Source organism: Solwaraspora sp. WMMA2101 (genome assembly GCF_049179175.1).
In the GTDB taxonomy this organism is placed as follows: Bacteria; Actinomycetota; Actinomycetes; order Mycobacteriales; family Micromonosporaceae; genus Micromonospora_E.
This window is the reverse complement of the sequence record NZ_JBMHMA010000006.1, coordinates 2726487-2746589: the sequence shown is the minus strand read 5'-3', so window position 1 is coordinate 2746589 and position 20103 is coordinate 2726487. Positions and strand designations below refer to the sequence as shown.

The window sequence follows — 20103 nt, the reverse complement described above, 5'->3', positions numbered from 1 at the left end:
GGAGTGGGTCACCGTGCCCGAGTAGAGACCTGCGACCGCTGCGGGTGGAATGGCGATGGACAGTGTCGGGTTCCAGGTCGCCGTGTTCACGCCGGAGCCGGAGGTCTTGGAGAACGCGGTGCGGGGCAGGTTGAGCGAGACCGCGTCGGCCGAGGTGGGCTGGCCGGGGACGAAGGTGCCATCGCCGGTGGTCGACACCGCCGGGCCGGACCAGTAGTCGACCAGGTTCGGCAGGATCGTCTCCTCGGCGCTGGCGGCGCCGGTGGTGAAGGCGGTGGAGACGACAGAGGCAGTCCAGGTCGCCGTCAGCGCGGCCCGCTGGTCGCTGACCGTGACGTTGCCGAGCGGCCGGTGATGGTCTGCGCGGGGAACGCGGCACCGAGGTTGACCGACGGCGGCACCTGGATGATCAGGTCGGACGTCGAGACGGTGAACGTCACGATGGTGTTTCCGGACGGCTGGGCGGCAGCGGGCGATACCACGGCGATGGTCGTCACCACTGCGGTGACCAGCAGCAACATTCTTCTCATGCGACACACGCTAATTGCCCTTTTGCCGCCGCTTAGTCGGCAAATCGGCCAAAGCATCTGATTGGCGCTGTCGGCGGTCGTCGAGCCGCTCACGCGACCGAGTGGGTGATCGTCCCGGTGTAGGCGCCGGCGATCGCGCCGGTGGGTACCGCGATCGACACCGTCGGGTTCCAGGCCACTGTGTTGTTCGCGTTGCCCGACGTCTTGCTGAAGGCGGTCCGGGGCACGCTGAGCACCACGGCAGCGGCACTTGTCGGCTGACCGGGCACCAGCGTGCCACCACCGGAGGCGCTGGTCGCCGTGCCGGACCAGTAGGAGACCCGGTCGTTGCCGATCGTCTCCGGTGCCGTCGCCCCACCGGTCGTGTACGAGCTGGACGAGACGGTGGCCACCCAGACGTTCGGGCTGATCGACCGGAAGTCCCGGACCGTCACGGTGCCCAGCTGGCCGCCGATCGTCGAGCCCCGGAAACCGGCACCGTAGCTGCGGGTCGCGGGGACCGTGATGCTGAGGGTCTGCTGCCGGGCGGCCAGGGCGGGCAGCCACTTCGGCGCGGCGGCGGCCACCATCGGTCCCGCTGCCGCCGTGCCGACGGTCATCGGCATCGGCAGCGGCAGCATCGATCCGGCCAGCACCGCGAGCCCGATCCACACCGACAGTCTGCGCATGTTACAAACGGTAACTGACGCGGTGACCGTTTTCGGCGTTTCTGGGGTGCGAGTTCCGCTCCGTGCCCCGTCAGCCCTGGAGTGCTACTTCGGCGGCGGCGAGGAACGCGTCGTTCTCGGCCGGCGTACCGATGGTGACCCGCACCCCGTCGTCAGCGAACGGGCGCACGATCACGCCGCGTGCCTCGCAGGCCGCGCCGAACGCCGCCGCCCGCTCACCCAGCGGCAACCAGACGAAGTTCGCCTGGCTCGTCGGCACGTCCGGCACCAGCTTGCGCAGCGCCTCGGTGACCCGCTCCCGTTCGGCGATCACCAGGTCGCAGCGGCGGCGGACCTCGTCGGCCTGGTCGAGCGCGGCCTGCGCCGCCGCCTGCGCCAGCGAGCTGGTGCCGAACGGGGTGGCCACCTTGCGTACCGCCGACGCCACCTCAGGGTGCGCGACCAGGTAGCCGACCCGCAGCCCGGCCAGCCCCCACGCCTTGGACAGCGTCCGCAGCACCACCACGTTGGGCCGGTCGCCGTAGGCGTCGAGGCCGTCGGGCACGTCCGGGTCGGTGACGAACTCCCGGTACGCCTCGTCCAGCACCACCAGCACGTCGTCCGGCACCGCGTCGACGAACCGGTCCAGTTCGGCCCGGCGCACGCTGCTGCCGGTCGGGTTGTTCGGGTTGCAGACCAGCACCATCCGGGTCTGCTCGGTGATCGCCGCCGCCATCGCCGGCAGGTCGTGGCCGTGGGTCGCGGTGTTCGGCACCCGGCGGCTGTTCGCCGCCGTGGTCGCGGCGATGATCGGGTACGCCTCGAACGACCGCCACGAGTAGACGACCTCGTCACCGGGCAGGCAACTGGCCCGCATCAGGTGCTCACAGAGTGCCACCGAGCCGCAGCCGGTGACGACCCGCTCCGCTGCCACCCCGAGCCGCTCGGCGAGGGCACCCCGCAACGCCAGCACCCCCATGTCGGGGTAGCGGTGCGTCGACGCCGCCGCCTGCGCCACCGCCTCGACGACCCCGGGCAGCGGCCCGAACGGCACCTCGTTGCTGGCCAGCTTGATCGCCTCGGGCAGGCCGAGCTCCCGGGCCAGGTCCACCGGGCTGCGCCCCGGTACGTAACTGGGCAGCGCGTCGAGGTCCGCGCGGGTCAGACCGAGCGAGGGGGGCATCGGGGGGCCTCCTGTCATGCTGAACTTCCGGGAGTGTCGCGGTCAGCGGCCGGCTTGTCCACCCCGGTGCCGCCAGCGCCGCCGGTGCCGACCGCGCTCGCCGGTACGCCGGCCGGCAGTTGCACCACGACGGTGCGCGCCGACTTGTCGTGCAGCGCCTGCCGCAGCGGGCGGTCGAACAGCAGGTAGACGCAGTCGATGAACTGCAGGACGAACCCGACGCAGCAGATCCACAACAGAGTGGGCAGGCCGAGGGTGTTCCAGCGGCGGAACGAGCGGGCGAAGCCGAGCTGTCCGCCCGGCTCGACCGGCACGACCTTCAGCCGGGTCAGCCGCTTGCCGAGGGTCTGGCCGGTGTTGGCGACGGCCGGCACTTCGTACGCCCACCAGATCGCCGCCGCCAGCAGGATGATCACCATCTGCAGCCCGGAGGCCCGCTCGGTGACCTGCGGAAGTCCCTCGGTGGACCGGTCGCCGGCCAGCGACCGCTGCCAGATCTCGGCCCAGACCGGCCAGGACTCGACCACGAACTGCCAGACGAACCAACCGTTGATGACGATGTTGAGCAGCAGTACCGCGCTGATGTCGATCAGTCGGGCGGCCAGCCGGGCACCGAGCGGGGCCAGGGCCAGCCCGTGCGGCCGTGGTTCGGCCGGCGGATAGTAGGCCGGATACCCCGGCGGTGGGTAGCCCGGCGGCGGGGCCGGGTATCCAGGCGGTGGGTAGCCCGGCGGTGGGTATCCGGGCGGTGGGGCCGGGTAGCCCGGAGCCGGCGGGGCCGCCACCGGAGTCGGCGGAGCCGGGGCGGCCGGCACAGGTTGCGCTGGTGGGCTCGGCGGCTCCTCGGCCGGCGGTGGCCCGTCCGGTGGGCTGGCGTCCGCCGGCAGCGGCGCACCGATCCAGCCACCGCCGTCCCAGTACCGCTGGGTGCTCGGATCGGCGGGATCCTTGTACCAGCCGGGCGAGATCGACGTCACCGGACGGATCCCGGGTAGCGGGCGGCCGGGCGGGGCGCGTTGGGCAAGCTCACCCTGGCACCTTAACGACCGACCCCGCCGGCACCGCAGCCTGTCGACGGTTCACCGACCGCCCATCCGCCTCAGAGGTTGCCCCGATTGGCCTGTTCGCGCTCGATCGCCTCGAACAACGCCTTGAAGTTGCCCTTGCCGAAGCCGAGTGAACCATGCCGTTCGATCAGCTCGAAGAAGACCGTCGGCCGGTCCTGCACCGGCTTGGTGAAGATCTGCAGCAGGTAGCCGTCCTCGTCCCGGTCGACCAGGATCCGGCGGGCCTTCAGCTGCTCGATCGGGGCGCGGACCTTCCCGATGCGGGCCCGCAGCTGCGGGTCGTCGTAGTACGAGTCCGGGGTGTCCAGGAACTCCACACCGGCGGCGCGCATCGCGTCCACGGTCGCCAGGATGTCGTTGGTGGCCAGGGCGATGTGCTGCACGCCCGGTCCGCCGTAGAACTGCAGGTATTCGTCGATCTGCGAGCGGCGGCGGGCGACGGCCGGCTCGTTGAGCGGAAACTTCACCTTGCGGCTGCCGTTGGCGACGACCTTGCTCATCAGCGCCGAGTAGTCGGTGGCGATGTCGTCGCCGATGAACTCGGCCATGTTGGTGAAGCCCATCACCCGGCGGTAGAACTCCACCCACTCGTCCATCCGACCCAGCTCGACGTTGCCGACGACGTGGTCGACGGCCTGGAAGAACCGTTTCGGCGCCAGTCCGGCGTCGATCAGCGGGGTCCGGTCGACGATCGGCGCGCGGGGCACGAACCCGGGCAGGAACGGCCCGTCGTAACCGGACCGGTCGACCAGCGTGTGCCGGGTCTCGCCGTACGCGGCGATGCTGGCCATCCGTACGGTGCCGTGGTCGTCGGTGACGTCGGTCGGGGCGGCCAGCCCGGTCGCGCCGTTGGCCAGCGCGTGTGCGTAGGCGGCGTCGACGTCCGGTACGCCGAGCGCGATGTCGGCGACGCCGTCGCTGTGCCGGGCGACGTGCGCGGCGGCGGGGGCGTCGGTGTGCACCGCCCCGCGCAGCACGAACCGGGCGGCACCGCTGGTCAGCACGTACTCGGCGTGGTCACGGAAGCCCTGCTCCGGCCCCCGGTACGCGACACAGGTCATGCCGAACGCGGTCGAGTAGTAGTGCGCCGCCTGTTTGGCGTTGCCGACCAGGAAGGTCAGGTGGTCGATGCCCTGCACCGGGAACGGGTCGCGGACCTCGGCGCGGTGGACGGTCGGGGATTCGGCCAGATCAGTCATCGTCGTCTCCCTTCAGTACCGGCGGGTGGCCGGTAAGGGCAGGATGAGCGGTTCTGCAGGACTGGGCAATAGTTCGACGAAACGCTGGTCAGGCTGCCCATTGGATAGGGTCTCCAGCCATGGATGCTGTGCAGAACGTCCAGCTGGACCGGTTGGACGCTGACCTGATCGCCCTGCTGGCGGCCGAGCCGCGGATCGGCGTACTGGAGTGTTCCCGGCGGCTGCGGGTGGCGCGCGGCACCGTCCAGGCCCGGCTGGACAAGCTGCTCGCCCGGGGCGTGATCGAAGGCTTCGGCCCGCAGGTGTCACCGGCGGCGATCGGGTTCACGGTGACGTCGTTCGTCACCCTGGAGATCGGTCAGCGGCACGGGCACGGCCCGGTCGCGGCGCACCTGCGCGCCATCCCGGAGGTGCTGGAGGCGCACACCATCACCGGCTCCGGTGACCTGCTGTGCCGGATCGTGGCCCGGTCCAACAGCGATCTGCAGCGGGTGCTGGACGAGATCCTCGCCTACGAAGGGATCCGCCGGGCGTCGACGATCATCGCCCTGGCGCAGCAGATCCCGTACCGCGTCCTGCCGTTGGTGTCGGCGGCGGCGGACGGCCCGCCGCCGGCTGCGGTGCCGCCGGCGCCTCGTCCGGATTGATCACGCAGGTCGGCGGGGTTGTCCAGCGGTTGATCGCGCCGCGCCGCTGCCGGCACGAGGCGACAGTGACGGCCCTCGATCGTACGGTGCCCATTGCATGTCGGCCGTGGTCGCGGTGCTGGGCCACGGGGTGCCGACACCGTTCGCGCCACGTCTGGAACAGCCGGACGATCAGCTGCGCGAGGAAGTACCCGGTCCACTGACCGCCGGGTGCGGTGCCGTGCCTGACGGGACCCGGCGCGGCACCGCACCACTGGCGTCGTCGGCCGCGCCCCCGCCGGTGTCGTCGAGCGCGTCGCCGAGCGCGGTCCGTTCGTAGCGGACCGCGCGGCCGGTGCGGGCCCGCCGGACCAGCCCGGCATCGCGCAGTACGGCCAGGTGCCCGCCGACGGTGCCCAACGTCATGCCGAGCTGGGCGACCAGTTGGCTGGTGGTCGCCGGCACCGCCAGCGCGCGCAGCACGGCCGCCCGGGTCGGCCCGATCAGCCGGTCCAGCCCGTCGGCCGCCCGGTCGGCCTGCGGCGGGCCGAACAGTCCGGCGACGCCGCGCGCCGGGTAGCTGATCGCGTACGGCCAGGGCGGCTCCAGGTGCAGGCTCAGGGCGCTGAAGACCGACGGGACGAACAACAGCCCCTGCCCGCCGAGCCGGTGCCGCTCCGGCAGGGACCGGTCGACGACGATCGTGCCCGGGTCGGGTTCCCAGTGCAGTCGGGCGTCGAGGTCGGCCAACGCGGCGCTCCAGCCGTACGTGGTCAGCCGGCCGGCCCGGTAGACGACGTCACGTTCCAGGATCGCCCGCAGCCGGGGCCAGTCCGGAGCGATCAGGGCCTGCCAGGCGGCGTCGATGGCCTCGGCGAGCCGGTCGACGACATCGTCGGCGGCCAGCAGCCGCCCGGTGGGCCCGGTCGGGAACGGCCGGCCGGCCAGGCTGCGGGCGATCTCGTCGCGGGCCTGGTCCAGCGGGGTACGGCGGACCACCGCGAGCTGGTCGGCGAAGCTCAACCCGACCCCGTCCGGTGGTGGCTGGACGAAGTCGGCATTGTAGCCGTTGCGCCGGTACAGCGCCCGGATCGCCGTGATGCCCGGCTGGGCGCGGCGCAGCGCGGCGTAGCGGTCCCGGTGGCGGCCCACCCAGGGCAGCAGCGGCCCGGCCGGATGGGTGCCGGCGAACAGCCGCAGCGCGGCCATCGTCTCGCCCAGCGGGGAGATCCCGAACCGACTGGCCGCCAGGTCGCCGGAGCTCACCTCGATCCGCACCGCCGCCCCCGCTCCCACCTGGCTCTTTCGCCTGACGCCGAAAGGTTACCGCTGGTCGGGGCCGCACCGCGATGCTCGACGCATGACCACGAGTGCGCCGCCGGCCCCGCAGGCGACCTTCCGGGACCTGTTCACGGTCCGCGAGTTCCGGGTGCTCTTCGCCAGCTACGGCATCTTCATGGTCGGCGAGACGGTGAAGATGCTGGCCCTGTCGGTGCTGATCTACGACCGTACGGGTTCGCCGTTGCTGGCCGCGTTGGCGTACGTCGCCGGTTTCCTGCCCAGCGTGCTCGGCGGCATGTTCCTGCTGGCGTACGCCGACCGGTGGCGACCACGGGCCGTGATGGTCGGCTACGACCTGGTCCGGGTGGCCATGGTGGCGGTGCTGGCGCTCGGTGTGCTGTCGCCCGGTGGCGCGTTGGCGCTGGTGTTCGTCGTCGGGCTGTTCACCCCGGTGTCGTCGGCGATGCGGGCCGCCCTGCTGCCGGATCTGCTGGCCGGAGACCGGTACGTGCTGGGGCGGGCGTTGTTCACCGTCACCGCCGGTGCCACCCAGGTCCTCGGGTTCGCCGTCGGCGGGGCACTGATCGGTCTGCTGGGCCCGTACGGTGCCCTCTGGATCACGGCCGCGACCTGCCTGACCTCGGCGGCGTTGATCCGGTTCGGGCTGACCGACCGGCCACCTCGGACGGTCGCGGTGGCCGGGGTGGCGCGGCCGGGCGCGGTCCGCGAGACCTGGCGGGTCAACCGGCAGTTGCTGGCCGACCGCCCGGTACGCGGGCTGCTGCTGGCGCAGTGGCTGCCCGGTTCGCTGCTGGTCGGGGCGGAGGGGGTGGTGGTGCCGTACACCGGTGGCGAGGGGGCCGGGGTGCTGTTCATGGCCGGTGCCGCCGGGATGCTGCTGGGGGATCTGGTGATCGGGCGGTGGACGGCGCCGGCCCGCCGGGAGGCGTTGACGCCGTGGTTGGCGCTGCTGCTCGGGGTGCCGATGCTGGCCTTTGTCGCCGACATCGGGCTGCTGGTGGCGGCGGTGCTGTTCGGGGTGGCGACGTTCGGGTTCTCGTACCATCTGGGGTTGGCCCGACGGTTCCTGGACGCGGTGCCGGCGGATCGGCGCGGCCAGGCGTTCGGGCTGTCGCACATGGGGATGATGACCGGGCAGGGGCTGGCGGCCGGTGGCGCCGGGCTGGTGGCGCAGTGGCTGGCGCCGGGGCTGGTGATGGCTGGTTTCGGGGCGTTGTCGCTGGTCGCGACCATGCTGCTGTGGCGACAACTCCGGGTGCCGCGCATGAATGTACCCCGACACGCCTAAAAGGGGCATTTAGGTCGATGGGCGGTCGGGGCCGGACCCGACCGATACCGTGGCCCGATGGCGAAGGGGAGCGCGCCGTGCGTGAAGTGCTATCTGGCCTTCGCGCTCGTCGTGGTCATCGTGCTCGCCGCCACCGGCGTCTGGAACCCGTTCCCCGGCCTGTGGGACTGGGTCAACCGCAGCCGACCCCTCGCTGACCCCGACGTCACCTGGCAGCAGCGGGTCGACGGCGCACCGCAGAGCATCACCGTCACCGACCGGGCCGTCATCGTCGAACACCGGCTGACCGTCGAAGGGCGCAGCATCACCTCCGGCAACCAGGTCTGGGAGCACAAGGCCGACTGGGCCGCCGTCGCCGGCACCGGCACCGACCAGGTCGTCGTCGCCGGTACCCTGCTGGTCGACGGCTACCAGGTGCTGAACCCGGCGACCGGTGCCCTGCTGCGCCGCGACGAGGCCGCCGTCGCCGTCTGGACCTACCGCAACGCGCTGCTCGACGTCGAATGCGCCGGCCCGCGTGACTGCACCCTGCGGGCCTGGGATCCGCGCGGGCAGCAGCCACGATGGACCGCCCAACTGCCCGGCATGGGTCTCGTGCTCTTCGCCGACAATCCGCAGCTGCTCACCAGTCGACCGTTGACCGCCCGCGGCGTCGCCGACGACGCTGGCGGCCCGCAGAACCTGCCGGCCGCGCTCGGCTTCCCGATCGACGGCAAGATCCATGTCGTGGAGACCCGGACCGGCAAGGTGCTGCAGGAGCTGAAGGAGGAGCAGCACGAACGGATCGTGGTGCTCGGCGGTCGGGTCTTCACCCTGGTCGCCACCCCGCGCGACGGCGCCTGCTACTACACCGCCACCGCCAACGACCCGGTGACCGCGCTGCCGGTGTGGCAACGGGCCGGGATCAACCTGCGGACCGCCGACCGTACCGGTTGCGCCCAGCGGCACAACCCCACCGGCGGCCCCAACGTCCTGGCGGGTGTCGCCCCCGACATGCGGGAGACCGTCATCGACGCCCACGACGGGCGGGTGCTGTGGACCGGTGCCGCCGGGCAGGAGCTGCGGGCCGTCGACGACCGGTACGCGTTGGCCCGCTCCGCCGACGGCGCCACCCTCCAGGCGTACGCCCTGCCGACCACCACCCCGGCGTGGACCCGGGACATCGACGACGACGCGCAGATCGCCCTCACCCGGTACGCCGCCCTGGTGACCACCCGTAAACCCGACCGGGTGGTGGCCCTTGATCCGGCCACCGGCACCGAGCTGGCCAATCTGCGTACCTCGGCCGAGGTCAAGGCCGTGGGGCCGGCCGGCATGGTCATCGGCGAGGGCCGGGAGATCGGCTACGTCAGGTTCGCCGGAGCTGACCTGCCGGCGCCCGCCGTCACCGGCCCAGGTGGCGTCGACCCCGGACCCACCTGCGGCGGCGTGAAGCAGGAGTCCTGCCCCGGCGACGGCAGCAAGGACGGCTGAGTCCACCCCCTCCCCGACGATCTTGCCCCCCGCCCCGCCCTCCCCGACGATCTTGCAGTTATCGCGAAGATTTGTCCGAAATGTTCAACGATAAGTGCAAGATCGTCGGGATCTTGGGCGGGTGGCGTGGGGGGTGACCGGGGGGTTGGTTGGTGCGGCCCTCTCTGGCCTAGGCTTGCCGGTCATGAGCAGTGCCGCCCCGTTCTCCCACACCCCGCTGCTACCGACCGGCGACGACCTGACGGAATACCGCCTGATCAGCGACGAAGGCGTCGACGTGGTGCACGGGCCGGGAAATCGCCGGTTCCTCACCATCGATCCGGCGGTGCTCACGGCACTGACGGCCGAGGCGATGCATGACATTGCTCACTATCTGCGCCCGGCGCACCTGGCTCAGCTGAGGGCGATCCTTGACGACCCCCAGGCGTCCCCCAACGACCGGTTCGTCGCCCTCGATCTGCTGCGCAACGCCAACATCGCCGCTGGCGGGGTGCTGCCGATGTGTCAGGACACCGGCACCGCGATCGTGATGGGCAAACGCGGCCGGCACGTGCTCACCGACGGCACCGACGAACGGGCCATCGCCCAGGGCGTGTACGAGGCGTACACCAAACTCAACCTGCGCTACTCGCAGCTCGCCCCCATCACCATGTGGGAGGAGCGCAACACCGGGACCAACCTGCCGGCTCAGATCGAGCTGTACGCCGAGGACCCGGGCGGGCAGCCGGATGCCTACAAGTTCCTGTTCATGGCCAAGGGCGGCGGCTCGGCCAACAAGTCCTACCTCTACCAGGAGACCAAGGCGCTGCTGAACCCGACCAGGATGATGCAGTTCCTGGAGGAGAAGCTGCGGCTGATCGGCACCTCAGCCTGCCCGCCGTATCACCTGGCGATCGTCGTCGGTGGCACGTCGGCTGAGTTCGCGCTCAAGACCGCCAAGTACGCCAGCGCCAAGTACCTGGACAACCTGCCGACCAGCGGCAGCACCGCCGCCCACGGCTTCCGGGACGTGGAGCTGGAGGCGCAGGTGCTCGAACTGACCCGTCAGTTCGGCATCGGCGCGCAGTTCGGCGGACGCTACTTCTGCCACGACGTACGGGTGGTCCGGCTGCCCCGCCACGGCGCCTCCTGCCCGGTGGCGATCGCCGTCTCCTGCTCCGCCGACCGGCAGGCCGTCGCCAAGATCACCCCGAGTGGGGTGTGGCTGGAGCGCCTGGAGACCGACCCGGCCCGCTTCCTGCCCGACGTCACCGAGGAGACCCTCGCCGCCGACGCCTCCGCCGACGCCGACGTGGTCCGCGTCGACCTGAACCGGCCGATGGCCGAGATCCGCGCCGAGCTGTCGAAGTACCCGGTGAAGACCCGGCTGTCGCTGACCGGCCCGCTGGTCGTCGCCCGCGACATCGCGCACGCCAAGATCGCCGAGCGGTTGGACGCCGGTGAGCCGATGCCGCAGTACCTGCGCGACCACGCCGTCTACTACGCCGGTCCGGCGAAGACCCCCGAGGGGTACGCGTCCGGCTCGTTCGGCCCGACCACCGCCGGGCGGATGGACGCCTACGTGGAGAAGTTCCAGGCCGCCGGCGGCTCGCACATCATGCTCGCCAAGGGCAACCGGTCCGCGCAGGTCACCCGCTCCTGCGGTACGCACGGCGGCTTCTACCTCGGCTCGATCGGCGGCCCGGCGGCCCGGCTGGCCCAGGACTGCATCCGGCACGTCGAGGTCCTCGAATACCCGGAGCTGGGCATGGAGGCCATCTGGAAGATCGAGGTGGAGGACTTCCCGGCGTTCATCGTCGTCGACGACAAGGGCAACGACTTCTACGCCGAGGTCACCAAACCCGTCCTCACCGTCGGCCGCCGCTGACCGGCGACGGGGACCCTGACGTCTCGACGCCGGACGCCAGCGCCGCCGGGGCATTGCGGCAGGCGGGCTGGCGTCAGACGTCGGTGGCCGAACTTCGGAGAGCGTGGCCGTGTACGGGCGGGCCGGATCTGGTCGGTCCGGCCCACCCGTACGGTCGATCGGGTCAGCCCAGGTACTTTTCCCATGGGCCGGTGATGGCCAGGGTGAGACCGGGGTCCTGCATGTTGACGAAGAGCACCTTGCCGTCGTCGGTGAAGACCGGCCCGCAGAACTCCGAGTCGTTGAGCTGGTTGCGGGCGATCGCGTAGGTCGGGCCACCCGGGACCGAGCTGAGCACGTGGGACGCGCCCGAGCCGTCCTCGGCCAGCACCAGGCTGCCCCACGGGGTGACGGTCACGTTGTCCGGCCCGTCGAAGGTCAGATCGCTGTACTTCGGCGGCGTACCCTCCTCCGACGAGGTCTGGTGCGGGAAGTACGTGACCAGCTGGATGGTCTGCGCCCGGTAGTCGTAGAACCAGACCATGCCGTCGTGCGGGGCAGCGTCCGCCGGCAGGTCACCGTCCTCCCAGGCGTACGAGTTGACCACGTACACGCCCTGGTCGGTGCCCCAGACGCCCTCGAACTTGCGGCCCCGGGTGACCTGGTCGTCGGCGAACTGCTCGCGTAGGGGGGTGGTCCGGGCGTCACGCTCCGGCACCTCGATCCACCGTACGGGGAACGGCCGGCCCAGCTGCGCGGAGGTCAGGTAGGCGACGTCCGGCAGCACCGAGCCGTCGGCCATGATGATCTGCATCGCGGCGAGGGTGCCGGCGTCCGGGGCGAGGCGGGTCAGCACGCCGGGGCCGAGCTTCACGCCGCGCGGCGCTGTCCACCGGTAGAACAGACCGTTCGGCCCGTCGGCGTCCTCGGACAGGTAGATCTTCGTACGATCCTTGTCGATCGCCAGCGCCTCGTGTGCGTACCGTCCGAGGCACTTGATCGGCCTCGGGTCGGCGCGGCCGTCGGCCCGGACCTCGAAGACGTACCCGTGGTCCTTCTGATAGACGCCGGTGCGGCCGTCCTCGTCCCACTCGTCGCTGGCCCGGTCCTCGGTCTCCTCGCAGGTCAGCCAGGTCCCCCACGGGGTCGGCCCGCCCGCACAGTTGTCGACGGTGCCGGAGATGGCGACGAACTCACCGAGGTTGCGGCCGGCCCGGTCGGTCCTGATCACCGTGCAGCCGCCGGCGTCGACCGCGCCCGGGTCGTAGACGGTGCCCGGGACGTGCGGTACGCCGTACTCGGCCCCCGGGCCGAGCTCGTGGTTCTGGATCAGGGTGTACCGGCCGGGTCCGGCGTCGAAGACGGCCATCCCGTCGTGCTCGGCCGGGGTGAGGCCCTGGCCCCGGTCGAGCCGGGTGACGCCGGTGCGGGTGACCACGGTGTACCGGAAGCCCTCGGGCAGGGCGAGGATGCCGGCGGGGTCGTCCACCAGCGGCGGGAACGGTACGTGGCCGCCGCCCCTCGGCGGGTGCTCCCGGCCCGGGTGGGCCTGGGCGAGCGACGGCAGGCCGCCGGCGACGGCGAGGCCGACGCCGGCCGCACTCGCGGCGCCACCGGCGAGGAAGGTACGACGGGAGGAAGGCACGTCGATCGACTCCAGTTCACATCGAGGGTGATGACGTGACGCAACTCCGGTGGACCGACGGCCGTCTATCGGCGTGGTGGCGAACGGGCGACATCGATGTAAAGAGTCGGGTGACAGGCCGACCGTGAACTCAGCTTTCGCTCACAGGCCTGCCATGGCTGGCGCACAGGAAGCCGAGGCTGAATGAACGAACAGTGAACGAAAGATGAAGGGCGGCCTTGTGGAGCAGTTACCGATCATCGCGATCGACCTTGTCGCGATCACCGTACTCACCTTCGTCCTCTACTTCCCCCGGCATCACCGGCGCGACCTGGTCGTCGCCTTCCTCGGCGTCAACGTCGGGGTGCTGGCGGTCGCGATGGTGCTCGGCACCTCGGCGGTCGGTGTCGGGCTCGGCCTCGGGCTGTTCGGCGTCCTGTCGATCATCCGGCTGCGGTCGGACGAGATCGCCCAGCACGAGGTGGCGTACTACTTCGCCGCGCTCGCTCTCGGCCTGCTCGCCGGACTCAGCTCCGCACCGAGCGTCCTCGTGGTCGGTCTGATGGCCCTGATCATCGCCGCCCTGGTGATCGGCGACCACCCACGGCTGTTCCACCGGCACCGCCAGCAGACCGTGCACCTGGACACGGTGCAGACCGACGAGGCCGCGCTGCGCCGACAGCTCACGGAGCTGCTCGGCGGGCCGGTCACCCACCTGAGCGTCAAGCACGTCGACCTGGTCAACGACACCACGCTGGTCGAGGTCCGGCATGTGGTGCAACGGGAACGGGTGACGGTGTGACCCTCCTCGACCTGCGCCCCGACGACACCGGGCACGCCGTCCGGTCGGTGATCGACCGGCTGCCGCCGATCGGTCTCGACGACCTGGTCACCCGGGCCGAGCTGCTGACCCGGGTCGACGCCAAGTATCTGCTGCCGGTGACCGACCTGCCGGACGTGCTGCGTGACCTGGCGGACAGCGGCACCGCCCGGGTGCTGCAGATCGACGGCTGCCGGACGTTCCGCTACCGGTCGGTCTACTTCGACACCCCGGACCTGGCCAGCTTCCACGCCGCCGCCCGGACCCGACGCCACCGGTACAAGGTGCGGGTACGCAGCTACCTCGACACCGACCTGCACGTCGTCGAGGTCAAGACCCGAGGACGGCGGGGCGTCACCGTCAAGCAGCGGATCCCGTACCCGTCGACTGGCCTGGCCGCGACGCCGACGCTGTCCGACGGCGCGGTCCGCGCCTGGGTCGACGCCCAGCTCGCCGCCGCCGGATTCCACAGTGCCGGCCTGCGGTTCGACCCGGTGCTGACCACCACCTACCAGCGGATCACCCTCTTCCTGCCGCTGGTCGGTAGCCGGATGACGGTCGACACCGGGCTGACCTGGTCGTTGCCGGCCGGCGCGGGTCCGGCGCTGTGGCGCGAGCTGCGTCTGCCGCACCGGGCCGTCGTCGAGACCAAGTCACCCCGTGCCGCCTGCGCCGTCGACCGGCTGCTCTGGTCCGCCGGACACCGGCCCCGCGCCATCTCCAAGTACGCCACCGGGCTCGCCGCGCTGCGGCCCGACCTGCCCGCCAACCGGTGGCGGCCGACGCTGCGTCGGCTGCTCACCGACGGCCCCGACCCGAGGGAGTTCCGATGAACGTCCGCTACCGGCGTGCCACCGTACGGGCTGCCTGCGCCGCCGCCGCGCTGTTCGCCGCGACCGTGCTGACCGGCTGTTCCGACGACGCCACGGCCGACCCCGGCGCCAGCGGCGACGTCGCGGCGGTCGCCACCGCCACCACCGGCGACCCGGTCGACGTGACCTCGACCGTCGCCGACGTGCTCGCCGACAACACGGCCGACCACACCGACGACACCGACACCACCTGGGACGAGGCCGCAGTGGTCGACGTGACGCTGACCGGCACCTCGGCCACTGTCGACGGTGACGGCGCCTCGGTCGACGAGTCGACGGTGACGATCAGCGCCGCGGGCAGCTACCGGCTGACCGGTGAGCTGACCGACGGCCAGGTGCTGATCGCCGCGCCGGAGGCGACCGTACAGCTGATCCTCGACGGGGTGTCGATCACCAGTACGTCGGGGGCGGCGATCGCGGCGACCGACGCCGACGCCGTCGTGGTGGTCGCGGCCGACGGCAGTACGAACACGCTGAGCGACACCGACACGTACGCCGAGGACGCCGACGTCAACGCCGCCCTGTTCAGCGCCGGTGACCTCACTCTCGCCGGCGGCGGCACGCTGACCGTGCACGGCAACGGCAACGACGGGATCGCCAGCAAGGACGGCCTGGTCATCGCGTCCGGCACGATCGTCGTGGACGCTGTCGACGACGGAATCCGGGGCAAGGACTACCTGGTGGTCGACGGTGGCACGGTCACCGTCGATGCTGGCGGCGACGGGCTCAAGGCCGACAACGACGAGTCCGCCGACGCCGGATACGTCCTGCAGACCGGTGGCGCGGTCACCGTGACCGCCGGCGGTGACCGCGTCGACGCGGCCACCGACCTGCTGGTCGACGGCGGCACCCTGGCCGTCACCACCGGCGGCGGCAGCGGGGTCGCCCCGACCGACGACACCTCGACCAAAGGGCTCAAGTCTGCCGTCGTCACCGTGCTCGAAGGCGGCGACGTCACGGTCGACTCCGCCGACGACGCGGTGCACAGCAACGGGTCGGTCCATCTCGGTGGGGCATCGTTGACACTGGCCAGCGGTGACGACGCGGTGCACGCCGACGCGGCACTGCGCATCGACGACGGCACAGTGGACGTCACCGCCTCGGTCGAAGGGATCGAAGCGGTCGAGATCACGGTGGCAGGTGGGACGACGAGCATCGTCGCCAGCGACGACGGGGTGAACGCGGCCGGCGGCGACGACACGTCCGGCGGCGACCCCGGCACCGGTGGTGGCCCCAGTGCCGGCGGCGACCCCAGCACCGGTGGTGGCCCCGGCACGGGCGGCGGCCCGGGCGGTGGCGGCGAGGCGGTGGGCGACTACTCAGTGACGGTCAGCGGTGGCACCCTGGCCATCGACGCCGACGGGGACGGCTTCGACTCCAACGGTACGGCGACGATCAGCGGCGGCACCGTCGTCGTCGACGGCCCGACCCAGAGCATGAACGGTGCCCTCGACGTCAACGGCACGTTCCAGGTCAGCGGCGGCGTACTGCTGGCCACCGGCAGCGCAGGGATGGCCGTCGCCCCGGATCAGGACTCCCCGCAGGGCTGGCTCTCGGTGACCCTGGACAGCCAGATCGAGCCGGGCAGCACGGTGCACGTCGTCGACGCCGACGGCGCGGTGCTGGCGAGCTTCGTCGCGCGCAAGACGCTGCAGAACGTCGTCTACTCGGCGGCGGAGGTCACCAGCGGCTCAGCGTACCGCATCTTCACCGGCGGCACCGCGACCGGGACCGGCGTCGGCAGCCTGGCGGACTCCGGTGATCTCGGCGGAGCGACCGAGGTCGCCACGGTGACCGCCGGTGCGGCCCCGGCGGGCGGGTTCGGTCGGGTCAGGCGATGAGCCGGTCGAGCAGTTCGAAGTGCTCGTACGGCTGGTCGTAGTCGCCGAAGTGGCCGTCGTCGCGCACGATCTGCGTGCCGCCGAGCCGTTCGAACATCGCCCGCCCCTGATGTTCGTCGCACCCGTACGGGTCGGTGCGGGAGTTGATGAAACAGATGTCCCGGACATGGGCCCGGATCGCGGCCCAGTCGTACTCCTGCTGCAGGACCGGTTCGTTCTCGGTGTTGGGCGGGGTGCAGTAGCCGGCTACCAGGATCGCCTGGGCGACGGTGACGTCGAGATGCTGCAGGATCGCGAGCAGCAGGGCCGCACCGCCGGAGTGACCGACGAGGACGGTCTGTTCGTCGAAGTCGTGCTCCTGCAGCATCTTCGGCAGAAAGGTCGCGATCGGCTCGACGTTGATGCCCGGGTGGTGCGGCACCTCGACGGCGTACCCCCGGGCGGTCAGCCGCCCCGCCAGCCAGCGGTACCAGCAGACGTCCGGATTCCCACCGGTCCCGTGGAAAATGATCGCTCTACGACTCGCCATGACCGGATTCTTCCCGCTGACCGGTGATCCCGGTCGCCTCCTCGTGCGCCCGGTGCAGGATCGCGGCAGCCTCCTGCCGGGCGGCGGACAGGATCGCCTCGGATTCGCGCTTCGCCTCGCGCCGATGATCGTCGGCCTGCTCCTCGGCGAGTCGCAGGATCTGTTCCACCCGGGTGCCGAGGCCGCCGAGAGACGACTGCTGCCCGCCATCGCCGAGGGGGGACAGGCCCGTACCGGTCAGCGAGGGGCCGTCGGTCGTGCCCGCCAGGCAGAGTGCGACACCGAGCGCGGCGATCACCGCCCCGGCCCAGAGCGCGGCGTCGCCGAGGAACGGACCGGTGACGACGCCGACACCGAACCCGACGACCATCCCGGCTGCCGCCGCCGAACCGCGCATGACTCACTCCTCGACGTGGGACACGGGAGCCGAACCGTTCCGCTCGACAGTGACAAGCGGAGTCAATGGTCGACGGCGGGTGTCCGGGTCCACTGCCAGGTCGACGATCCACCGGCGTACGCCGTCGGCGTCGAGTCGCCGGTCCCGGCTGGTCAGGACGCGGGTGACCGACAGCCGGTCGGGGTGGTCGCGTTCCAGTCGGCGCAGCTCGTCGGCGAAGATGACGTCCTGCTCGGTCCGGCTGACGAGACCGGGCCGTACGGGTCGCCCGGCTCCGCTACGGCGAACGAGATCCGGGTGGGGGGAGTGGACGTGGGTGAATCCGGGCGTACCGCCGATGAAGGTCGTCGTGCTGGGCCGTCGGTGTCCCGGTAGCCGAAGGCGGCGATCGGACTTCGGTTCAGGATGCGGCGGCAGCCCTCGTCGAGGGCGCTGATCTGCTTGAGCATGACCATCGGTGCTGGCCGGCCGATGATGGCCGCTAGCTGCTCCGCCGTCGTGAGTCGGCGCGGGGTGGCTACCTGGTCTACCTGGTCTACCTGGTCTACCTGGTCTACCTGGTCTACCTGTCGCACAAGGGATTCCTCTCTGCGGCGAATTCAGCCGGGTGCGGCCCGGCCGAGACGCCAGTAGCCGAAGAACGAGATGTCCCGCTTGGCGACTCCTCTGTCGTTGACCAGGTGTCGCCGGACCGTGGTGGCCAACCAGGACTCGCCCGCGACCCAGGTGTAGAAGCGGGCCGTCGGCAGGGCCGCCTCGCGTAGCGCAGCCACCAGCAGAGCGCCGGGTCGTAGATCCGCGCCGTCGCGACTGAACCAGTGGACGCGTACGCCGGCGGGTGTCTCGACCGGCCGGATGTCAGCCCCGGTCGGGACCTCCAGGTAGACCTCCGTGGCCAGCGTCGGCGGCGTGCCGTCGAGAATCGACAGTACGGCGGGCAGTGCGCTCTCGTCGCCGACCAGCAGTTGCCGGTCCACCTGCTCCGGCAGCCGGTACATGGTGCCGATGTCGAAGATCCCGGCGGGGGTGCCCGGCTCGGCGGTGCGTGCCCAGGACGACATGGGTGAGTCGCCGTGCAGTGCGAACTCGATGTCGATCTCGTCGTCGCCGGTTCGGGCCCGCCGGACCGTCAGGTTGCGGACCCATGGCCGGGTCGACTTCGGCCACATCAGCAGCTGGGCGATCCAGGCGTCGTTCGAGACGGTGGGCATCCGTAGCCGGGTCTGTCCGTCGCGGGGGAAGAACAGCCGGACTGCCTGGTCGTTGCCGGCGACGACGAGGTCCCTGATGGCGGGGCCACCCAGGGTGACGCTCGCGAAGCCCGGGGTGGGGAACTCGCGGCGGCGCACCTCCAGCGTGATCATCGTCCGTGACCCGGGCAGTTGCACCCTGGGAATCACGATCCACCACCAGGCCGAAGGTCGCCCTTGTTTTCGCAGATCACCGTTATATTCTGAGTAATAGCTCAGCTTTTTGGCTACTCGCTTTTGCTGCCGTCGAGGAGGGCCCGGATGCCGTCGGGCGACGATCGTCTTGCGCCACGTCGCAGGCCCCGTCAGGTGCGGGCCGAGCTGACCCGGGAGCGCGTCCTCACCGCCGCTGCTCACGTTTTCACCGAGTACGGCTACGCCGCCGGGACCACCAACCGCATCGCCGAGCGCGCCCGCATCTCCATCGGCTCGCTGTACCAGTACTTCCCGAACAAGGACGCCATCCTCGCCGAGCTGCTGGTCCGTCACATCGATCGGGGCGCCTGGCAGCAGGCCGATCAGCTCGACATGTCCGCCGGCAGCCTCAAGGCGATGGTCCGGGCGATCGTCCGTGACGCCATCGACAACCACCGCGACGACCCGCAGCTGCTCCGCATAATGATCGAGGAGGCGCCGTTCTCGCCGGAACTGCTCGACACGGTCAACCGGCACGGCGAGATCCGGGTCGGTCAGCTGCGGGACCTGCTCACCCGGCATCCGGACGTCGACGTCCGCGACGTCGGCACCGCGGCCGAGCTGATCCTCTTCACCGTGGAGGTGAACACGCACAAGCTGATGGCCGATCCACGGGGCATCCCGGTCGAGACGCTGGAGAACGAACTGGTCGACATGGTGACCCGGTACCTACGCGGCGACCGGGACAGGTGATCGTGATTGGTCAGTCTCGCGGGTCGACGACCGGGATTCCCGCGTCCTTCGCCGCAGCCGCCAGTCGGTCGTCATAGGTGGCAAGGCCGTCCAGGTCCGTCCCGAGCACGCGCGCGGTGGCCAGGTGAATCGCGTCCAGTGACCGCAGCATCCGGTCTGGTTCGTCCATCGCCGCGTCCACGACCTCGTCGTCGATGTTCACGTAGTCGAAGGCCAGTAGGAGTGCCCTCGCATCCGGCAGGGCTGCCGGCATGACCCGGCCGACGGCGCGGATCACCTCGATCCGCAGCAACGTCGAACTGACCCACGCCGCGCCCGGGTTGTCGTCGTAGAAAGCGGCAAACGCGCGAGAGTGGCTCTCCTCTGCCAGCAGCTTGAGCGCGGCGGATGTGTCGATGTAGTAGAGACTCACCAAGGTTCCTCGTCGCGTAGCGCCCCGAGGGTGTCCGCGAGTCGGTCGGTGCCGTCCCCGGCCCGCATCCGGGGGCGGAATCCCGGCCGTACCGCCAGACGTGCCCGGCCTGCCTCGACCAAGCGGTCCAGCACCGGCGTCGGCTCGCGCTCGCCAACTGGCACGATCCGCGCCACCAGTTTTCCGTACTCTGTCACATCGATCGTTTCGCCGTGTCGCACCCGCGCCAGCACCTCGCTGGTGTTGTGGCGCAGCTCCCGAAGGCCGACCGAGTGCTCACCGGGAGTCGTCATGACCGAAATGTATCAC

21 protein-coding genes and 1 pseudogene are annotated in these 20103 nt (G+C 71.1%); 10 read left to right on the top strand and 12 right to left on the bottom strand.

Going from position 1 to position 20103, the window contains the following annotated elements; translation table 11 throughout:
- Positions 1-55 precede the first annotated feature (55 nt).
- A complete protein-coding gene (locus ACN28F_RS13240) occupies positions 56-217 on the top strand; it encodes a hypothetical protein (RefSeq protein WP_289208264.1) in 162 nt (53 codons plus the stop codon).
- Positions 218-305: 88 nt separating this feature from the next.
- Here the strand turns inward: ACN28F_RS13240 and ACN28F_RS13235 are convergent, their stop codons facing one another.
- The 5 genes from ACN28F_RS13235 to hppD form a co-directional block, all read right to left on the bottom strand.
- Positions 306-530: a hypothetical protein gene (locus ACN28F_RS13235; protein ID WP_289208263.1), complete on the bottom strand. Its 225-nt coding sequence runs from the start codon at positions 528-530 to the stop codon at positions 306-308.
- An 89-nt stretch (positions 531-619) separates the two neighbouring features.
- Positions 620-1198, bottom strand: a complete 579-nt coding sequence (locus ACN28F_RS13230; RefSeq protein WP_421357981.1) for a hypothetical protein — start codon at positions 1196-1198, stop codon at positions 620-622.
- 70 nt (positions 1199-1268) lie between these two features.
- Positions 1269-2360 carry a histidinol-phosphate transaminase gene (hisC, locus tag ACN28F_RS13225; RefSeq protein ID WP_421357979.1) on the bottom strand — a complete coding sequence of 364 codons (1092 nt, stop codon included), beginning with the start codon at positions 2358-2360 and terminating at the stop codon, positions 1269-1271.
- A gap of 14 nt (positions 2361-2374) precedes the next feature.
- Positions 2375-3337 (bottom strand): RDD family protein, encoded by a 963-nt coding sequence (locus tag ACN28F_RS13220; RefSeq protein WP_421357977.1) that lies wholly within the window; start codon positions 3335-3337, stop codon positions 2375-2377.
- Positions 3338-3459: 122 nt separating this feature from the next.
- Positions 3460-4626: a 4-hydroxyphenylpyruvate dioxygenase gene (hppD, locus tag ACN28F_RS13215; RefSeq protein ID WP_289208259.1), complete on the bottom strand. Its 1167-nt coding sequence runs from the start codon at positions 4624-4626 to the stop codon at positions 3460-3462.
- Positions 4627-4745: 119 nt separating this feature from the next.
- Here hppD and ACN28F_RS13210 point away from each other — a divergent pair, with 119 nt between their 5' ends.
- The gene (locus tag ACN28F_RS13210) at positions 4746-5273 is read left to right on the top strand and encodes an Lrp/AsnC family transcriptional regulator (protein ID WP_289208258.1); all 528 of its coding nucleotides are present in this window, start codon (positions 4746-4748) and stop codon (positions 5271-5273) included.
- A gap of 171 nt (positions 5274-5444) precedes the next feature.
- On the opposite strand, the gene ACN28F_RS13205 is transcribed toward ACN28F_RS13210, so the two are convergent.
- The gene (locus ACN28F_RS13205) at positions 5445-6530 is read right to left on the bottom strand and encodes an ArsR/SmtB family transcription factor (protein ID WP_289208257.1); all 1086 of its coding nucleotides are present in this window, start codon (positions 6528-6530) and stop codon (positions 5445-5447) included.
- Between the two features lie 82 nt (positions 6531-6612).
- On the opposite strand from ACN28F_RS13205, the gene ACN28F_RS13200 reads away from it, so the two are divergent.
- From ACN28F_RS13200 to ACN28F_RS13190, 3 genes are all read left to right on the top strand, one after another.
- Positions 6613-7842 carry an MFS transporter gene (locus ACN28F_RS13200; RefSeq protein ID WP_289208256.1) on the top strand — a complete coding sequence of 410 codons (1230 nt, stop codon included), beginning with the start codon at positions 6613-6615 and terminating at the stop codon, positions 7840-7842.
- 57 nt (positions 7843-7899) lie between these two features.
- Positions 7900-9315 carry a PQQ-binding-like beta-propeller repeat protein gene (locus ACN28F_RS13195; protein ID WP_289208255.1) on the top strand — a complete coding sequence of 472 codons (1416 nt, stop codon included), beginning with the start codon at positions 7900-7902 and terminating at the stop codon, positions 9313-9315.
- Between the two features lie 184 nt (positions 9316-9499).
- On the top strand, positions 9500-11182 hold the full coding sequence (locus ACN28F_RS13190) for a fumarate hydratase (RefSeq protein WP_421357973.1): 1683 nt from the start codon (positions 9500-9502) through the stop codon (positions 11180-11182).
- 163 nt (positions 11183-11345) lie between these two features.
- Here the strand turns inward: ACN28F_RS13190 and ACN28F_RS13185 are convergent, their stop codons facing one another.
- Positions 11346-12806, bottom strand: coding sequence for an alkaline phosphatase PhoX (locus tag ACN28F_RS13185; protein ID WP_421357971.1), 1461 nt, complete (start codon positions 12804-12806; stop codon positions 11346-11348).
- A 205-nt stretch (positions 12807-13011) separates the two neighbouring features.
- On the opposite strand from ACN28F_RS13185, the gene ACN28F_RS13180 reads away from it, so the two are divergent.
- From ACN28F_RS13180 to ACN28F_RS13170, 3 genes are read left to right on the top strand one after another with little or no spacing between them, the layout of a single operon-like run.
- Positions 13012-13587: a DUF4956 domain-containing protein gene (locus ACN28F_RS13180; RefSeq protein ID WP_421357969.1), complete on the top strand. Its 576-nt coding sequence runs from the start codon at positions 13012-13014 to the stop codon at positions 13585-13587.
- Positions 13584-14438: a polyphosphate polymerase domain-containing protein gene (locus ACN28F_RS13175; protein ID WP_289208249.1), complete on the top strand. Its 855-nt coding sequence runs from the start codon at positions 13584-13586 to the stop codon at positions 14436-14438. The genes ACN28F_RS13180 and ACN28F_RS13175 overlap by 4 nt, the downstream gene beginning before the upstream one ends.
- The gene (locus ACN28F_RS13170) at positions 14435-16318 is read left to right on the top strand and encodes a carbohydrate-binding domain-containing protein (protein ID WP_421357967.1); all 1884 of its coding nucleotides are present in this window, start codon (positions 14435-14437) and stop codon (positions 16316-16318) included. Before ACN28F_RS13175 ends, ACN28F_RS13170 begins: the two co-directional genes overlap by 4 nt.
- Here ACN28F_RS13170 and ACN28F_RS13165 read toward each other — a convergent pair.
- Both ACN28F_RS13165 and ACN28F_RS13160 read right to left on the bottom strand, forming a co-directional pair.
- Positions 16308-16847, bottom strand: a complete 540-nt coding sequence (locus tag ACN28F_RS13165) for an RBBP9/YdeN family alpha/beta hydrolase (RefSeq protein WP_289208247.1) — start codon at positions 16845-16847, stop codon at positions 16308-16310. The genes ACN28F_RS13170 and ACN28F_RS13165 overlap by 11 nt on opposite strands.
- A gap of 10 nt (positions 16848-16857) precedes the next feature.
- A pseudogene (locus ACN28F_RS13160) lies at positions 16858-17040 on the bottom strand (cell division protein DivIVA); the annotation flags it as partial.
- A gap of 219 nt (positions 17041-17259) precedes the next feature.
- Here ACN28F_RS13160 and ACN28F_RS13155 point away from each other — a divergent pair.
- Positions 17260-17619, top strand: a complete 360-nt coding sequence (locus ACN28F_RS13155; protein WP_421357965.1) for a hypothetical protein — start codon at positions 17260-17262, stop codon at positions 17617-17619.
- A 224-nt stretch (positions 17620-17843) separates the two neighbouring features.
- Here the strand turns inward: ACN28F_RS13155 and ACN28F_RS13150 are convergent, their stop codons facing one another.
- Entirely contained in the window at positions 17844-18608 is a 765-nt protein-coding gene (locus ACN28F_RS13150) for a siderophore-interacting protein (RefSeq protein ID WP_289208245.1), read from the bottom strand.
- Positions 18609-18803: 195 nt separating this feature from the next.
- Between ACN28F_RS13150 and ACN28F_RS13145 the strand changes: the two genes are divergently transcribed.
- On the top strand, positions 18804-19382 hold the full coding sequence (locus ACN28F_RS13145) for a TetR/AcrR family transcriptional regulator (RefSeq protein ID WP_289208244.1): 579 nt from the start codon (positions 18804-18806) through the stop codon (positions 19380-19382).
- A gap of 10 nt (positions 19383-19392) precedes the next feature.
- Here the strand turns inward: ACN28F_RS13145 and ACN28F_RS13140 are convergent, their stop codons facing one another.
- Both ACN28F_RS13140 and ACN28F_RS13135 read right to left on the bottom strand, forming a co-directional pair.
- Positions 19393-19794, bottom strand: coding sequence for a type II toxin-antitoxin system VapC family toxin (locus tag ACN28F_RS13140; protein WP_289208243.1), 402 nt, complete (start codon positions 19792-19794; stop codon positions 19393-19395).
- Complete coding sequence (locus tag ACN28F_RS13135; protein WP_289208242.1) at positions 19791-20087, bottom strand: type II toxin-antitoxin system Phd/YefM family antitoxin; 297 nt, start codon at positions 20085-20087, stop codon at positions 19791-19793. The genes ACN28F_RS13140 and ACN28F_RS13135 overlap by 4 nt, the downstream gene beginning before the upstream one ends.
- Positions 20088-20103: the final 16 nt, after the last annotated feature.

Excerpts from the sequence above, each read along its gene's own strand:
- ACN28F_RS13240 (WP_289208264.1), top strand. The coding sequence starts at position 56 with ATGGACAGTGTCGGGTTCCAGGTCGCCGTGTTCACGCCGGAGCCGGAG.
- ACN28F_RS13235 (WP_289208263.1), bottom strand. The coding sequence starts at position 530 with ATGAGAAGAATGTTGCTGCTGGTCACCGCAGTGGTGACGACCATCGCC.
- ACN28F_RS13230 (WP_421357981.1), bottom strand. The coding sequence starts at position 1,198 with ATGCGCAGACTGTCGGTGTGGATCGGGCTCGCGGTGCTGGCCGGATCG.
- hisC (WP_421357979.1), bottom strand. The coding sequence starts at position 2,360 with ATGCCCCCCTCGCTCGGTCTGACCCGCGCGGACCTCGACGCGCTGCCC.
- hppD (WP_289208259.1), bottom strand. The coding sequence starts at position 4,626 with ATGACTGATCTGGCCGAATCCCCGACCGTCCACCGCGCCGAGGTCCGC.
- ACN28F_RS13210 (WP_289208258.1), top strand. The coding sequence starts at position 4,746 with ATGGATGCTGTGCAGAACGTCCAGCTGGACCGGTTGGACGCTGACCTG.
- ACN28F_RS13200 (WP_289208256.1), top strand. The coding sequence starts at position 6,613 with ATGACCACGAGTGCGCCGCCGGCCCCGCAGGCGACCTTCCGGGACCTG.
- ACN28F_RS13195 (WP_289208255.1), top strand. The coding sequence starts at position 7,900 with ATGGCGAAGGGGAGCGCGCCGTGCGTGAAGTGCTATCTGGCCTTCGCG.
- ACN28F_RS13190 (WP_421357973.1), top strand. The coding sequence starts at position 9,500 with ATGAGCAGTGCCGCCCCGTTCTCCCACACCCCGCTGCTACCGACCGGC.
- ACN28F_RS13180 (WP_421357969.1), top strand. The coding sequence starts at position 13,012 with ATGAAGGGCGGCCTTGTGGAGCAGTTACCGATCATCGCGATCGACCTT.
- ACN28F_RS13170 (WP_421357967.1), top strand. The coding sequence starts at position 14,435 with ATGAACGTCCGCTACCGGCGTGCCACCGTACGGGCTGCCTGCGCCGCC.
- ACN28F_RS13165 (WP_289208247.1), bottom strand. The coding sequence starts at position 16,847 with ATGGCGAGTCGTAGAGCGATCATTTTCCACGGGACCGGTGGGAATCCG.
- ACN28F_RS13150 (WP_289208245.1), bottom strand. The coding sequence starts at position 18,608 with ATGATCACGCTGGAGGTGCGCCGCCGCGAGTTCCCCACCCCGGGCTTC.
- ACN28F_RS13135 (WP_289208242.1), bottom strand. The coding sequence starts at position 20,087 with ATGACGACTCCCGGTGAGCACTCGGTCGGCCTTCGGGAGCTGCGCCAC.